A 14,780-nucleotide genomic window follows, 5' to 3' on the forward strand; every position below is an offset into this window, starting at 1 on the left:
CCCCGGTCCGATCAGCGGAGATCCAGTCCCGCGCCCAGCACCGGCAGGCCGGCCGGGGGGCCGTGCTCGATGAGCCGCCAGAGCGCGCCGGTGTCGGCGTGCTCGGCGATCAGGTCGCCGAGGGCGTCCAGCCGGGCCTCCCGGACCGCGGCGAAGTCGGTGTCCGGCGCCGCGGTGAACCGGCGCCCGGCGATCCGGGCGACCTCGGTGAGGAAGGCCCGGCGGAAGCCGTCGTCCTCCAGCGCGCCGTGCCACGTCGTCCCGAAGACCGAGCCGGCGCGGGCGCCGTCCAGGAAGGGCTCGGCGTCGTCGTCGAGACGGACCACGCCGTGGTGGATCTCGTAGCCGCGGACCCGCTGACCGAGGGCGGAGCCGGAGGGGCGGCCCAGGGTCTTCTCCCGGGCGAAGGTCACGTCGGCGGGCAGCAGCCCGAGCCCGGGGACGACGCCGGTCCGGGACTCGACGTCGTCGGTGATCGTGCGGGCCAGCATCTGGTGGCCGCCGCAGATGCCGAGCACCGCCCGGCCCGCGGCGGCGTGGCGCGTGACGGCGTCGGCCAGCCCGGCCTCCCGCAGCCACTGCAGGTCGGCCACGGTCGAGCGGGAGCCGGGCAGCACCACCAGGTCTGCGTCGGCGAGCTCCTCCGGGCGGGTGGCCCAGCGCACCAGCACCCCCGGCTCGGCGGCGAGCGCGTCGAGGTCGGTGAAGTTCGACAGCCGGGGCAGCCGGGCCACCGACACCCGCAGCACGTCCTCCCCGTGCGGCGGCAGCGCCGGGCCGCGGACGGCGTCGATGCCGAGGGAGTCCTCGACGTCCAGGTGCAGGCCGGTGCGGAAGGGCAGCACGCCGAGGGTCGGGCGGCCGGTGAGGTCGCGCAGCTGGTCCAGGCCGGGGGCGAGCAGCCGGGCGTCACCGCGGAACTTGTTCACCAGGAAGCCGGCCACCAGCCGCTGGTCGGCCGGGGGCATGAGGGCGAGGGTTCCGTAGAGCGCGGCGAAGACCCCGCCGCGGTCGATGTCGCCGACCACCACCACCGGCAGCTGCGCGGCGGTGGCCAGGCCCATGTTGGCGATGTCGTCGGCGCGCAGGTTGATCTCGGTGGGGGAGCCCGCGCCCTCGCAGACCACCACGTCGAACCGGGACCGCAGGTCGGCCAGGCAGGCCAGCGCCTGCTCCAGCAGGGCGGCCTTCATCGGCCGGTAGGACAGTGCGGTGACGTCGGCGACCGGCCTGCCCAGCACGACGACCTGGCTTGCGTTCTCCCCGCCGGGCTTGAGCAGCACCGGGTTCATCGCCGCCTCCGGCTCGACCCGGGCGGCGGCGGCCTGCATGACCTGGGCCCGCCCGATCTCCGCGCCGTCGGCGGTGACCATGGAGTTGTTGCTCATGTTCTGCGCCTTGAACGGGGCGACCGAGACCCCCTGGCGCACCAGCCAGCGGCAGATGCCGGCGGTGACCACCGACTTGCCGGCGTCGGAGGTGGTGCCGGCGACGAGCAGCGCGCCCGTCATGCCGCGGTCGAGGTGCTGCCCCAGCCGGCCTTCTCCTGACCGGAGAGCTCGGCGATCGCCTCCATCACCTGGTCGGTGACCTCCCGGCGGGCCCGGCCCTTGCCGGCCAGGCCGCGGTGCTCGGGGAAGGTCAGCGGCTCACCGAAGGTGACCCGGATGCGGTGCGGGCGCGGCCAGCGTGCGCCGACCGGCTGCACCCGGTCGGTGCCGTGCACCGCCACCGGCACCACCGGGCAGTCGGCGGTGAGCGCCAGCCAGGCGACGCCGGTCTTGCCGCGGGCCAGCCGGCCGTCGCGGGACCGGGTGCCCTCGGGGTAGACGCCGAACGCCCCGCCGGCGCGGAGCACCCCCATCGCGGTGTCCAGCGCGGCCTGCGCCGCCCGGGAGGCCTCCCGCTCGACCGGGAGCGCACCGAGCGCGGTGAACAGCGTCCGGGTCAGCCAGCCTCCGATGCCCGAGCCGTGCCAGTACTCGGACTTGGCCAGGTAACCGACCTTGCGGGGGGCCATCAGCGGGATGGCGAAGCTGTCGATGAAGGAGAGGTGGTTGCTGGCCAGGATCACCGGGCCGGTGAGGGGGACGTTGGCCCGGCCGGTGACCGTGGGCCGGAAGGCCACGATGAACAGCGGCCGCAGCACGAACCGGGCGAACAGGTAGAACACGCGCCGGCCTCCCCTCGCTCGTCCCGCACCCGGATCACCGGCTCCGGTGCCGGGCGGTCCCGGCATCCTCTCCGACGCGCGCCGGGGCGGGACGAGCGGGGGCAGACGGACCAGCTGCCGGGGTCAGACCCGGCGGCCGGGCGGGCAGGCGTCGTGCAGGATGTCGCGGACGTCGGCCGGCAGGGGCTGGCGCCCACTGGCCGAGTCGATGATCGACACCGCCACCTCGCGCACCTTCCGGTGGGTGTGGCTGGAGATGTGCGCGAGCAGGTCGAAGGCGACCTGGTCGCCGCAGCCCATCAGCAGCATCAGGATGCCCTTGGCCTGCTCGATGGCCGCCCGGCTGGCCATCGCGGTCCGCAGCTGCTCGACCTCGGTCTCCAGCCGGTGCACCGGGTCGGTGGGGTCGGTGGCTGCGGGGGTCGGCGGGTGGGCGCGCTCGTCGGTCAGGTCGACGAGCAGCCCGGCGAGCACGGTGACCCGGCCGGCGTGGTCGACCTCCGGCTCGCACACCAGCAGGGCGCGGCGCAGCCGGCCGTCCGGGCGGATCAGCCGGTGCTCGCGGGTGAAGGGGCTGCCGGCGGTGGCGGCGGTCCGCAGCGCCTCCCGGACGGCCGGGCGGTCGTCGCGGTGGACGTGGGCCAGCAGCAGCTGGACCGACGGCTGGACGGTGGCCGGGTCCAGCCCCTGGAGGGCGAACAGCTCGGGGGACCACCACCACTGCCCGGTGGCGAGCTCGCCGCGGAAGCGCCCGGTGAGGCCGGCGGCCGGCCCGGTCGTGGGCCCGGGGTCGCCGTCGCCGGGGTGTCCGGCCGGCGCAGGCTGCGGGGCGGTGGTGGTCGCGGTGGGGGCGGTGGCCATGGCGCTGAGGGGCATCGACTCGACCGATCTCGACAGCGAACCGGCGTCAGCCGGCGGGCTCTCCGCGCGCCGTGTTCTCGACGGGGAGTGCCGTCACCCTCCGCGGGCGACCGCCCCTGCAAGTTACCGACCACCACCGTTCCGTGCTCAAGGGAGAAAGGGGGCGCGTTCGGCCACCCCGGCGGCGTCATGACCGGCTGTGATGGGCCCGGTACAGCCGGGTCAGACGACGGTGCGTGGCGCCGGTGCCCGGCCGAGGTCGTGGCGCAGCTCGCCGGCGAGTCCGGCCAGCACCTCCACGGCGGTGCGCAGCTGCTCGGCCGGTCGGGTGAAGGGCAGCCGGAGGTGGTCGTCGAAGGCGTGGCCGGTGCCGAAGACCCGCCCCTCGGCCAGCAGCACCCCCCGCGGCGCGGCGGCGGCGGCCAGCGCGGCGGAGCTGAGCCCGGGCGGCAGGGCGCACCACACCGACAGCCCGCCGCCCGGTGGGTGCACCCGCCACTCCGGCAGCCGCTCGGCGAGCGCGGTCAGCAGTGCGGCGCGCTGGACGCGCAGCTGCTCGCGCCGCTCGGCGAGCACGGCGTCCAGGTCGCGCACCAGCAGGGTGGCGGTCAGCTGGTCGAGCAGGCCGACGGAGAGCTGGCGGCGGCCGAGCACCCCGGCCAGCCGGGCGGCCAGTGCGGCGTCGGTGCGCAGCCAGCCGATCCGCAGCCCGCCCCAGACCGCCTTCGCCAGACCGCCGAGGGTGACGGTGGCGGCATCGGGCAGCCCGGCGGCGTACGGCGGCAGCGGGCCGTCGTCCAGGTACAGCTCGGCGCACACCTCGTCGACGACGGTGAGCACGCCCTGCTGCCAGAGCGTGGCGGCCAGCCGGCGCCGGCCGGCCGCCGACATCCGTGCGCCCGTGGGATTGGTGAAGTCCGGCATCAGGTAGGCCAGTCGCGGGCCGCTCTGCCGGGCCGCCAGGTGGGCGGCCTCGACCAGGGCGTCGGGGTGCTCCGCGTCGACGGCGACCGGCACCAGCCGGGCCCCGGCGCCCTCGACGACGCGCAGCGCGCCGGGGTAGCTGGGGTGCTCGACCAGCACCCGGTCGCCGGGCTCGAGCAGCGCGTCCGCGACGACGGCGGCGGCGTCGCCCACCCCGGCGGTGACCACGATCTGCTCCGGGTCGGTGGGCAGGCCGCGCGCGGTGAACCGGTCGGCGATCGCCGCCCGCAGCTCAGGCAGCCCGCCCGGGGCGTAGCCGTGCCCGGCGGTGAGCGCGGGCAGCCGCTCCAGCGCGGCCCGGTAGGCGGGTTCGAGCTGGGAGGTCGCCGCGGGTGCGGCGTGGGCGAGGTCGATGTGCCCGGGGACGTCCTGCGGCAGCCAGTCGCGCGCGGGGGCGCCGCCGGGCGGCTCCAGCACCGTGCCCGAGCCGTGCCGGGTCCGGGCCCAGCCCTCCTCGCGCAGCACCCGGTAGGCCGAGGCGACGGTCACCCGGCTGGTGGCCAGCGCGGTGGCCAGGTCGCGTTCGGCGGGCAGGCGCGACCCGGCCGCGAGCCGGCCGGCGTCGACCAGCTCCCGGATCCGCCGGGCCAGCCCGGCGTACCGGGGCGCCGGCAGCGCAGCGACCGGCCCGACCAGGGTGGCCAGCTCCTGCGCGGGAGTGGACTGGTCGACGGCGACGGGTGGCATGGCGCCACCCTGCCAGATTGGCCTGCTTTCAGCCACGCCGGACGATGCCACTGTTCCGCCATGACCCCTACCGGCGGCCTGGCCGTCCTGATCGTCCTGTTCCTGGTGCTGGGTGCGCTGGCCGGGCACACCCTGCTGGTCACCCTGCGCGGCGGGCTCGGGCCCGCCGACCCACCGGCCAGCCACCCGCACGTCGACCCGGCCGGTTTCCCGGTCCTGCCCGAGCCGCGCGGCGCGCTGCCCCGGCACCCGGCCCAGCCGCGTCAGGCGCGCGGACCCCGGCGGGTGTTCCGCCGCACCCGGCTGATCGCGGCCAAGATCGCCGCGGTCGTCCACACCACCCGGGAGAGCCGGGCGGCGCGGCGGATGTCCGCGCGCACCGGCGGCTGACCGTCGCCGAGGGTGGGCCGTTCCTCCACCCGGCTGCCGTACACGTTGCGCCCGCCCAGCCGCAGGTCCAGCGCCCCGGCCAGCGCGGCCTCGCACCGCCCGGCGTTCGGGCTGGGGTGCGCGCCGCCGTCCCGCCGCCAGGCCCGCCACGCACCGCTGGCCGACCCGGCGGCGACCGGGGCGGCGGCCACGGTGAGGGCCGCGGTGAGCCGGGCCGGGACCCAGTTGAGGACGTCGTCCAGCCGGGCGGAGGCCCAGCCGAAGCGCTCGTACCGGGCCGACCGGTAGCCGACCATCGCGTCCAGGGTGTTGGCCGCCCGGTAGCCGAGCAGCCCGGGCAGCCCGGCCACCGCGCCCCAGAACAGCGGCGCGACGGCGGCGTCGGAGGTGTTCTCCGCGACCGACTCCACCGTGGCCCGGACCAGCTCGGGCTCGGCCAGCCCCGAGGGGTTGCGTCCGGCGAGGGTGGACAGGTGCGCCCGGGCGGCGGGCAGGTCCCCGGCGTCGAGGTGGTGCGCCATCGTGGCCGCCGCCCGGTCCAGCGAGGTGCCGCCGAGCACCGTCCAGGTGGCCAGCGCGGTGACCGCCGTCCGGGCGGCCGGGGAGGCGGCGGTGGCCCGGGCCAGGACGGTGCCCAGCGCGGTCGCCGTCCCGACGCAGGCGGCCGTGTACGCCACGCCCGTGGCCCGGTCGTCGCGCCAGACGCGGCGTTCCAGCGCGGCCGCGGCCCGGCCGAAGCCGGCGACCGGGTGGCAGCGGCGCGGATCGGCGAGCAGCAGGTCGGCAGCCGCGCCCAGGGCCAGGCCCGCGGCGGTCGCCCGGCGGGTGGCGGAGGCGCTGGACATCCCGGTCACTGTAGGGAGCGGCGCCCGGGTCCCTAGGATCGACGGTCATGCGCCTGCCCGGCCGTTACGACGGCGTCGCCCGGCCGATCGTCACCTACGGCAGCAACCCCGTGCTGCACCGTCCCTGCGCCCCGGTCACCGTCTTCGACCGGGCGCTGCGGCACCTGGTGCTGGACATGTTCGCCAGCATGCAGGCCGCCGACGGCGTGGGGCTGGCGGCCAACCAGATCGGCGTCGACGCGCGGGTGTTCGTCATCGACTGCCCGGACGCGCACGGCGAGGACGTCGCCGGCTACGTGGTCAACCCGGAGCTGACCATCCTGCCGCCGGCCGACGACGAGCCGGCGACCGAGACCACCGAGGAGGGCTGTCTCTCGGTCCCCGGTCCGTACGCCGAGCTGCCGCGGGCCTTCCGGGCGCGGGTGGACGGCGTCGACGTGCACGGAGACCCCACCTCGATCGAGGCGACCGGGATGGCCGCGCGCTGCCTGCAGCACGAGGTCGACCACCTCAACGGCACCGTCTACGTCGACCTGCTGCCCGAGGAGCTGCGCGAGCGGCTGCTGGCCGAGGCGGCCGGCCCGGAGGGCGAGCTCCCCGCGTGACGACGGTCGAGGGGGCATCGCAGGGAGCGCCAGCGACCGGGGAGCGGATCGAGGCCGGAGTCGCGCCGGTGTGCGCCGCGTGAGCGGGTTCTCGGTGACCGTCGTCGGGATCGGTGCCGACGGCTGGGACGGGTTGTCGCCGGTGGCGCAGCGGGCGATCGCGGGCGCCGAGGTGCTGCGCGGCAGCGCCCGGCAGCTCGACCTGGTGCCGCCGGCGGTCACCGCCGAGCGGGTGCCGTGGCCCGCGCCGATGACGCCCGCGCTGGCCGGGCTGCCCGACGCCCACCCGGGGCGGCGGGTCGTGGTGCTGGCCAGCGGTGACCCGATGTTCTCCGGGGTCGGCACCTCGCTGGTCCGGCTGTTCGGCGCCGACGCCGTCGAGGTCGTCCCGCACCCGTCGTCGGTGACGCTGGCCTGTGCCCGGCTGGGCTGGGCGGTGGAGGAGACCACCGTGGTCTCCGTCGTCGGCCGCCCGGTGGAGCTGCTCGCCCCGCACGTCACCCCGGGCCGCCGGCTGCTGGTGCTGGGCTCCGACGGGCGCACCCCGGCCGAGATCGCCGACCGGCTGACCGCCTGGGGGCACGGCGGCAGCCGGCTGACCGCGCTGGCCCAGCTCGGCGGCCCGGGCGAGGGCCGGTCCACCGGCACCGCCGCCGCCTGGCCGCACCCGGAGACCGACCCGCTGGTGGTGACCGCGGTCGAGGTGGTCACCGACCCCGGCGCCACCCCGCTGCCGACGGTGCCCGGCCTGCCCGACGACGCGTACCTGAACGACGGGCAGCTGACCAAGCGCGACGTCCGGGCGGTCACGCTGGCCCGGCTGGTCCCGTTGCCCGGCCAGCTGCTGTGGGACGTCGGCGCCGGCGCCGGGTCGATCGGCATCGAGTGGATGCGGGTGCACCCGACCTGCCGGGCGGTCGCCGTGGAGGCCGATCCGGCGCGGGCGGAGCGGATCGCGCGGAACGCCGACCGGCTCGGCGTCCCCGACCTGCGGGTGGTGCCCGGCTCCGCGCCCGACGCCCTGGTCGACCTGCCTCCGCCGGACGCCGTCTTCGTCGGGGGCGGGGCCACCACCCCGCTGCTGCTGGACACCGTCTGGGCGGCGCTCGCCCCCGGTGGCCGGCTGGTGGTGAACGCGGTGACCCTGGAGAGCGAGGCGGTGCTCGCCGAGTGGCACGGCCGCTGCGGCGGCTCGCTGACCCGGCTGTCGGTCGCCCAGGCCCAGCCTGTCGGCGGCTTCACCGGCTGGAAGCCGGCCATGCCCGTGACGATCTGGAGCGTGCAGAGGTGACCGGGATGCACGGATCTCCGCCCGGAGGGCGTCGGTGGACGCGACGCGGGGCCGGAGGCTCCCGGCGCGGACGCCGGGAAGGGCTCCGCGCACCCGGGGCACGGCACCTGGCCGCGGTGCGATCCGGCAGGATCGCGGAGTGGTAGTCCACTTCATCGGGGCGGGGCCGGGGGCCGCGGACCTGATCACCGTGCGGGCGGCGCGGATCATCGCCGCGAGCCCGGTCTGCCTGTACGCCGGCGCGCTGGTGCCCCGGGAGCTGCTGGACACCGCCCCGGCCGGCGCCCGGCTGGTCGACACCGCCGACCTGGACCTGGACCGGATCACCGCCGAGCTGGTCGCTGCGCACCAGGCCGGTCTCGACGTCGCCCGGCTGCACTCCGGCGATCCCTCGGTCTACAGCGCGATGGCCGAGCAGATGCGCCGGCTGGACGCCGCGGGGGTGCCCTACGACGTCGTCCCGGGGGTGCCGGCGTTCGCGGCGGCCGCCGCCAGCCTGAAGCGGGAGCTGACCGTGCCCGGGGTGGCGCAGACCGTCGTCCTCACCCGGACCTCGGCGCGGTCGACGCCGATGCCGCCGGGGGAGGAGCTGGCCGCCTACGCCGCCACCGGCGCGACGCTGGTGCTGCACCTGGCCGTGCAGCGCCTGGACGTGCTCGCCCCCGAGCTGGCCGCGCACTACGGCGGTGACTGCCCGGTCGCGGTGGTCGCGCGGGCCAGCCGGGACGACGAGCTGACGTTGCGCGGCACGCTCGCCGACATCGCGCAGCAGGTCGCCGACGCCGGGGTGAAGCGCACCGCCGTCGTCATCATCGGCCGGGTGCTGACCGCCGGGGAGTTCCCGGACAGCCACCTCTACTCGACGACGCGCCCGCGCTGATGTCAGGCGCGGCCGACGACCACCCCGGCGCGGTCGATCACCACGACGTCGACCTCGACCGGGGCGCCGAGCAGCACGCCCTCCGCCGTCCGGCGGGCGCCGGCGGCGACCAGGTCGCCCAGCGGCAGCCCGGCGGCCTGGCACTGCCGCAGCGCGTCCAGCGCGGTGTTCGCGCCCCGCACGCCGTCGACCAGGTCCGCGGCGCCGCCGGCGTCGGCCACCAGCTGCGCCAGCGCGGTGAACGACACCTGGGAGCGCGCCGAGTGCAGGTCCAGGTGCCCCTCGGCCAGCTTGGTGAGCTTGCCGATGCCCCCGGCCACGGTCAGCCGCGGCACCGGGTGGCGGCGCAGGTACTTCAGCACCGCGCCGGCGAAGTCGCCCATGTCCAGCAGCGCGTCGTCCGGCAGGCCGTACAGCTGCTGCGCCACCCGCTCGCTGGTCGACCCGGTGCACCCGGCGACGTGCTCCCGCCCGGCGGCCCGGGCGACGTCGATGCCGCGGCGGATCGAGTCGATCCACGACGAGCAGGAGTAGGGGACGACGACGCCGGTGGTGCCCAGCACCGACAGGCCACCGAGGATGCCCAGCCGCGGGTTCCACGTCTTCCGGGCGAGCTCGGCGCCGCCGGCGATGGAGATCTCGACGACGACGTCGCCGGTGCCACCGTGCTCGCGCGCCACCGCCGCCACGTGCTCGCGGATGAACTGGCGCGGCATCGGGTTGATCGCCGGCTCGCCCACCGCCAGGGGGAGGCCGGGCTTGGTCACCGTGCCCACACCCTCGCCGGCGCGGAACAGCACGCCGCTGCCGGGTTCGCCGCGGGTCACCCGTGCGGAGACCAGCGCGCCGTGGGTGACGTCGGGGTCGTCGCCGGCGTCCTTGACGATGCCGGCGCTCGCGGCGTCGTCGGTCAGCCGCTCCTTCGCCAGGGCGAAGGACGGGTGCCGGTCGTTGGGCAGGTCGATCTGCACCGGGTCGGGGAAGTCGCCGGTGAGCAGCGCGGTGTAGGCGGCGGTGGTGGCCGCGGTCGCGCAGGCGCCCGTCGTCCAGCCGTGCCGCAGCCCTGCGCTGCCGTCCCTGCTCACGGGACCATCGTGCACGGCCGTCGAGTGACGACCTGTCGACGCCTCGTTCGCCGTGCAGGCGTGGACGACTCGACACTCGGCGACGGGGGAACGGCGTGACCGGCCAGGTGCTGGTGCTCGGGGGCACGGGGGAGGCCCGGCGGCTCGCCGCGGCGCTGCTCGCCGAGGGGTTCGACGTGCTCTCGTCGCTGGCCGGCCGGGTCGCCGACCCGGTGCTGCCCGAGGGGCCGGTGCGGATCGGCGGGTTCGGCGGCGCCGACGGGCTGGCCGCGTGGCTGGCCGAGCACGCGCCGCGCGCCGTCGTCGACGCCACCCACCCGTTCGCCGCGCGGATCACCGCGAACGCCGTCCGGGCGGCGGCCGCGCACGGCACCCCGCTGCTGCGGTTGCAGCGGCCCGGTTGGACCCCGCAGCCGGGGGACACCTGGCGACATGTCGACACGTCGACCGCGGCGGCCGAGGCGGTGGCCGGGTACCGCAGCGTCTTCCTGACCACCGGCCGGCAGGGCGTGGGGGTCTTCGCCGGGCTGCCCGGGCGGGTGCTGGTCCGCTCGGTCGACCCGCCCGACGAGCCGCTGCCCGCGGGCGCGACGCTGCTGCTGGACCGCGGGCCGTTCAGCGTCGCCGACGAGCTGGCGCTGATGCGGGAGCACGCGGTCGACGTCGTCGTCACCAAGGACTCCGGCGGGCACCTCACCGAGGCCAAGCTGATCGCCGCCCGGCAGCTGGGCATCCCGGTGGTGCTGATCCGCCGGCCGCCGCTGCCGGCCGGCGTCGAGACGGTCGCCACCGTGGAGGACGCGGTGCAGTGGGTGCAGGCGACGTGACCAGGCTGGTGCTGTTCGACCTCGACGGCACGCTGGTCGACTCCACGCCGGGCATCTGGGCGTCGATCCGGGTGGCCGCGGCCGAGCTGGGGCTGCCCGGACCGACGCAGGCCCAGCTGCGGTCGATGGTCGGGCCGCCGCTCTGGGAGGGGTTCGCCGGCGCCTTCGGCCTCGCCGGGGACGACCTCGACCGGGCGGTGGCCGCCTACCGCGCGCACTACACGGCCGGCGCGGTCCTCGACGCCGACGTGTACCCCGGCATCGCCGAGCTGCTGACCGAGCTGGCCGACGGCGGCGCGCGGCTGGCGGTGGCCACCAGCAAGCCCGAGCCGTTCGCCCTCCGCATCCTCGAGCACACCGGTCTGCTGCCGCGGTTCGCGAGCGTGCACGGCGCCACGCTGGACGGGCGGGTGCGGCACAAGGAGCAGGTGGTCGCCGCGGCCCTCGCCGCACACCCGGACGGCGAGCGGCCGGTGCTGGTGGGCGACCGCGAGCACGACGTGCTCGGCGCCCGGGTGCACGGCCTGCCGTGCATCGGCGCCGGCTGGGGGCCGGCACCGCCCGGTGAGCTGGTCGCGGCCGGCGCGGCCGCGATCGCCGGCACCCCGGCCGAGGTGCCCGCCCTGCTCGCCCGGCTGTGAGCGGGCCGCGGGCTACCGGCCACGCTGCGCGACAAGCGCTTGGCTCGGGTGCCATGCCAATAGTCAGGAGGCCGCTAGGGTCGGGCACCAGGGCGTGGCTGGCTTCCACGCAGCCAGCGCATCGCAGACGGAGGGGACGAAAGCAATCGTGCGGCTCGCGGATAAGGGCATGACGGTTGGCGATGTGGACCTTGGAGGCTTCGATGCCGAATCGGACCACGGTTTGACCAACCACTTCGTGCGGACGCCAATCGTCAAGCGCATATTCGGCCCACGAAAGTACCTGATCCTCGGACGGAAAGGCTCAGGAAAGTCGGCTTTGTTCAGGGAGTTGCCGAAGCTTGCCACGCAAGAGGCGGGGTCGGTCGTAGTTCTTTCGCTGACGCCAGACGCTTACGCGTGGGGTGCACTTAGGAGCTACCAGGAGCAGGGCCTGTCGGGTGAGCATGCGCATGCGAACGCTTGGAAGTTGACCCTCGTCGTCGAGATGGCGGCGCGTTTGACTGCCGCAGGCATGACTTGGCACGAATCCGTGTACGCGCATGCCGCAACCTTATCCTCATTCATCAAGGCCAACTTCGACGACGGTTCCGATCTGCGTGTCGCACGATCGCTGTATAAGGGCATCGAGTCATTCGATCTGAGTGCCCTCGGCTTGGGAGTTGGAGTTACTCGAGGTAGGCGCGATCCTGCCACGGCGCCTGTCACTCCTGCAGTGACCGAAGCGCTGTTGGGGCACATTAAGGCCCTACTGAAAGATGTACGCCTCATAGTTCAGTTGGATCGGCTGGACGATGCATGGCAGGGGAAAGCCGAGGATCGTACTCTTATTGCTGGGCTGCTGCGTGCCGTCAAAGACTTGAACGACTCGTTCGCCGCAGTAGAACTCAACAGCAAGGTTATCGTCTTCCTTCGGTCCGATATTTACGACTCACTGTCTTTTGATGACAGTGACAAGCATCGCCAGGGCGAGTTGAGGATCGTCTGGACGGCGGGCAGCCTGCGCGACCTTGTCAATGCGCGACTACCTGACGAGGTGACTGTCGATGAGCTACTGCAGCAGGAGTCGATGCGAGGGGGGACGACTCCGTTCGACTACATTCTTCGGAGGACCTTTTATCGTCCGCGCGAGGTGCTCCAGTATCTCCAGCTAGCGCTTGATGAAGCAGGAGATCTCGAGGAGCAGGTGTGGATCGTCGATATCACAAATAGTGAGCCGCAATTCAGTGCCTGGAAAGTCGCGGATCTCAAGCAGGAGTACGAGAAGGCGGTGCCTGAGCTCGCATCATTGATCGACGCGCTCCAGCAGCAAACAACTCCGCTAGATAGCGTGGACGATCTTGAGGCGGTTCTAACCGACCGGGTACCCGCCATTGTGTCTGAGAAGACGGCGCGTTGGTGCTCTTCGGCGCTATGGGATGCATCCGTTATCGGGGCCCGTTTGAACGGCACCGGGGCGGTCCGGTTCAGAAGTACAGACCCGAACTTCTCCATGCCGACAGATGGGGTGGTCTACGTGCACTTTGGGCTGATGAAGGGCCTGAATGTGAAGGAGCGTAGAAAGTCAAAGGAAGCGTAATTCACGCTGGTAGCACATCCATCTCAGGGACGTCATCTTGCCTGTCGTCTAGCGTTCTTGGCGACTTCTCGGGTTAGTGATGTAATGCGTGTTTTTGGGCTCATTCTGAATTGGAGTACCAGGATCGGACAATCATTCGAGCCAACTTCGTCGCGGGACGGGTGAGGTGCCACTACCCGCGCTGCCGTCGGCCGAGGGGTGAGACGCCCCCCGCGCGGGCAGGATGCGGCGGTGACGAGCCCCCCGCTGACCGACGCGCTCCAGGCGCTGCGCGACGAGGTCGCCGCCGCGCCGCTCGGGTTGGCCACCCCCGGGCGGGACGCCGCGGCCCGCACCGCCGCCGACGTGGTGCACCAGGTCGACGACTACCTGCTGCCCCGCTTGCGCGACCTGGACGCCCCGCTGCTCACCGTCGTCGGGGGTTCCACCGGCGCCGGGAAGTCGACCCTGGTCAACAGCCTGCTGCGCGCGCACGTCACCGCGCCGGGCGTGCTGCGGCCCACCACCCGGGCGCCCGTGCTGGTCTGCGCCCAGGCGGACCGGGCGGCCTTCGCCGGCGACCGGGTGCTGCCCGGGCTGGCCCGCACCACCGGTGGCGTGGCCGGCGTCGGCGGGCTGCAGCTGGTGACGCACGACGGGCTGCCGGCCGGGCTGGCGCTGGTCGACGCCCCCGACGTCGACTCGGTGGTGGAGACCAACCGCGACCTGGCCGGCCAGCTGCTCGCCGCCGCCGACCTCTGGGTCTTCGTGACGACGGCGGCCCGCTACGCCGACGCCGTCCCCTGGGACCTGCTGCGGACGGCGCAGGAGCGGGGGACCGCGCTGGCCGTCGTCCTGGACCGGGTGCCGCCGGAGGCGACGACCGAGGTGGCCGCGGACCTCGCCGGGATGCTCGAGCGCGGCGGGCTGGGCGCGGCCCGGCTGTTCGTGGTCGAGGAGCGGCCGCTGGCCGACGGGTTCCTCCCCGAGGATCAGGTCGGGCCGCTGCGGGCCTGGCTGCACGCGCTCGCCGCCGACGCCGAGCAGCGGGCCGCCGTCGTCCGGCAGACCCTGGCCGGGGCGCTGGCCAGCCTCGACGAGCGGGTCACCGGCGTCGAGGCCGGGGTGGTCGAGCAGGCGATCGCCGCCGACGCGCTGTCGACCGCGGCCGACGCGAGCTACGCCCGCGCCCGCGCCGCGGTCGACGAGGGCGTGGGCAACGGCAGCCTGCTGCGCGGGGAGGTGCTCTCCCGCTGGCAGGAGTTCGTCGGCACCGGGGAGTGGATGCGCTCGCTGCAGGGGCAGGTCGGCCGGCTGCGTGACCGGGTCACCGCCTCGCTGACCGGCCGGCCCACCCCCGCCGACTCGCTGCAGGGGGCGCTGGAGTCCGGCGTCGAGCTGCTGCTCCGCGCCGAGGCCGACGCCGCCGCCGAACGCACGGTCACCAACTGGCGCACGCTGCCCGGCGGGCCGACGCTGCTCGCCGGCCGGGAGGCCGAGCTGGAGGGCGTCTCCCCGTCGTTCACCGGTGCGGCGGCCGATGCCGTGCGCGACTGGCAGGGCACCGTGCTGGAGCTGGTCCGCACCGAGGGTGCCGGCAAGCGGTCCCGCGCCCGGTTGATGTCCTGGGGGGTGAACGGCGCCGGCGCGGTGGTGATGATCGCGGTGTTCGCCTCGACCGGCGGTCTGGTCGGGGGCGAGATCGCGGTCGCCGGGGGCACCACGGTGATCGGCCAGCGGGTGCTGGAGGCGGTGTTCGGCGACGCCGCCGTCCGGGAGCTCGCCGCCCGGGCCCGGGCCGACCTGGACGCCCGCGCCGACGTGCTGCTGCGCGAGGAGCAGGGGCGCTTCGACGAGCTGCTGGCCGGCGTGGCACCCGCGCCCGGGGCGGCCGAGCGGCTGCGTGCCGCCGTCGCCGCGCTGGCGACCGCCCGGGGCGCCGCCGCGTGAGGC

At 75.1% G+C, this 14,780-nt stretch carries 13 protein-coding genes; 7 read left to right on the plus strand and 6 right to left on the minus strand.

Going from position 1 to position 14,780, the window contains the following annotated elements; all coding sequences use genetic code 11:
* Positions 1-11: 11 nt before the first annotated feature.
* From ACI79U_RS11005 to ACI79U_RS11025, 5 genes are all read right to left on the minus strand, one after another.
* Positions 12-1,511 (minus strand): cobyric acid synthase, encoded by a 1,500-nt coding sequence (locus ACI79U_RS11005; RefSeq protein WP_457068125.1) that lies wholly within the window; start codon positions 1,509-1,511, stop codon positions 12-14.
* Complete coding sequence (locus ACI79U_RS11010) at positions 1,508-2,173, minus strand: lysophospholipid acyltransferase family protein (protein ID WP_457068123.1); 666 nt, start codon at positions 2,171-2,173, stop codon at positions 1,508-1,510. Before ACI79U_RS11010 ends, ACI79U_RS11005 begins: the two co-directional genes overlap by 4 nt.
* Before the next feature lie 123 nt (positions 2,174-2,296).
* Entirely contained in the window at positions 2,297-3,049 is a 753-nt protein-coding gene (locus ACI79U_RS11015) for a PAS and ANTAR domain-containing protein (RefSeq protein WP_457068121.1), read from the minus strand.
* Positions 3,050-3,256: 207 nt separating this feature from the next.
* Positions 3,257-4,705 carry a MocR-like transcription factor YczR gene (gene yczR, locus ACI79U_RS11020; protein ID WP_457068118.1) on the minus strand — a complete coding sequence of 483 codons (1,449 nt, stop codon included), beginning with the start codon at positions 4,703-4,705 and terminating at the stop codon, positions 3,257-3,259.
* A 263-nt stretch (positions 4,706-4,968) separates the two neighbouring features.
* Positions 4,969-5,940, minus strand: a complete 972-nt coding sequence (locus tag ACI79U_RS11025; RefSeq protein WP_457068116.1) for a cobalamin biosynthesis protein — start codon at positions 5,938-5,940, stop codon at positions 4,969-4,971.
* A 47-nt stretch (positions 5,941-5,987) separates the two neighbouring features.
* Between ACI79U_RS11025 and def the strand changes: the two genes are divergently transcribed.
* The 3 genes from def to cobM all read left to right on the plus strand — a co-directional run bounded on the left by def (position 5,988) and on the right by cobM (position 8,716).
* Complete coding sequence (gene def / locus ACI79U_RS11030) at positions 5,988-6,545, plus strand: peptide deformylase (RefSeq protein WP_457068113.1); 558 nt, start codon at positions 5,988-5,990, stop codon at positions 6,543-6,545.
* 79 nt (positions 6,546-6,624) lie between these two features.
* On the plus strand, positions 6,625-7,836 hold the full coding sequence (gene cbiE / locus ACI79U_RS11035) for a precorrin-6y C5,15-methyltransferase (decarboxylating) subunit CbiE (protein ID WP_457068111.1): 1,212 nt from the start codon (positions 6,625-6,627) through the stop codon (positions 7,834-7,836).
* A gap of 139 nt (positions 7,837-7,975) precedes the next feature.
* On the plus strand, positions 7,976-8,716 hold the full coding sequence (cobM, locus tag ACI79U_RS11040) for a precorrin-4 C(11)-methyltransferase (protein ID WP_457068109.1): 741 nt from the start codon (positions 7,976-7,978) through the stop codon (positions 8,714-8,716).
* Between the two features lie 2 nt (positions 8,717-8,718).
* On the opposite strand, the gene ACI79U_RS11045 is transcribed toward cobM, so the two are convergent.
* Positions 8,719-9,801, minus strand: coding sequence for a cobalt-precorrin-5B (C(1))-methyltransferase (locus ACI79U_RS11045; protein WP_457068106.1), 1,083 nt, complete (start codon positions 9,799-9,801; stop codon positions 8,719-8,721).
* 95 nt (positions 9,802-9,896) lie between these two features.
* Here ACI79U_RS11045 and ACI79U_RS11050 point away from each other — a divergent pair, with 95 nt between their 5' ends.
* From ACI79U_RS11050 to ACI79U_RS11065, 4 genes are all read left to right on the plus strand, one after another.
* Complete coding sequence (locus ACI79U_RS11050; protein WP_457068103.1) at positions 9,897-10,628, plus strand: cobalt-precorrin-6A reductase; 732 nt, start codon at positions 9,897-9,899, stop codon at positions 10,626-10,628.
* The gene (locus ACI79U_RS11055; RefSeq protein ID WP_457068100.1) at positions 10,625-11,269 is read left to right on the plus strand and encodes an HAD hydrolase-like protein; all 645 of its coding nucleotides are present in this window, start codon (positions 10,625-10,627) and stop codon (positions 11,267-11,269) included. Before ACI79U_RS11050 ends, ACI79U_RS11055 begins: the two co-directional genes overlap by 4 nt.
* Before the next feature lie 94 nt (positions 11,270-11,363).
* Positions 11,364-12,848 (plus strand): P-loop ATPase, Sll1717 family, encoded by a 1,485-nt coding sequence (locus ACI79U_RS11060; protein WP_457068097.1) that lies wholly within the window; start codon positions 11,364-11,366, stop codon positions 12,846-12,848.
* A 231-nt stretch (positions 12,849-13,079) separates the two neighbouring features.
* Positions 13,080-14,777: an ABC transporter gene (locus tag ACI79U_RS11065; protein WP_457068094.1), complete on the plus strand. Its 1,698-nt coding sequence runs from the start codon at positions 13,080-13,082 to the stop codon at positions 14,775-14,777.
* Positions 14,778-14,780: the final 3 nt, after the last annotated feature.

The sequence above is a fragment of the Modestobacter sp. SYSU DS0904 genome, assembly GCF_054051115.1.

Bases quoted from the DNA above. Each gene is read 5' to 3' on its own strand.
- ACI79U_RS11005 (WP_457068125.1), bottom strand. From the start codon at position 1,511: ATGACGGGCGCGCTGCTCGTCGCCGGCACCACCTCCGACGCCGGCAAG.
- ACI79U_RS11015 (WP_457068121.1), bottom strand. From the start codon at position 3,049: ATGCCCCTCAGCGCCATGGCCACCGCCCCCACCGCGACCACCACCGCC.
- yczR (WP_457068118.1), bottom strand. From the start codon at position 4,705: ATGCCACCCGTCGCCGTCGACCAGTCCACTCCCGCGCAGGAGCTGGCC.
- ACI79U_RS11025 (WP_457068116.1), bottom strand. From the start codon at position 5,940: ATGTCCAGCGCCTCCGCCACCCGCCGGGCGACCGCCGCGGGCCTGGCC.
- def (WP_457068113.1), top strand. From the start codon at position 5,988: ATGCGCCTGCCCGGCCGTTACGACGGCGTCGCCCGGCCGATCGTCACC.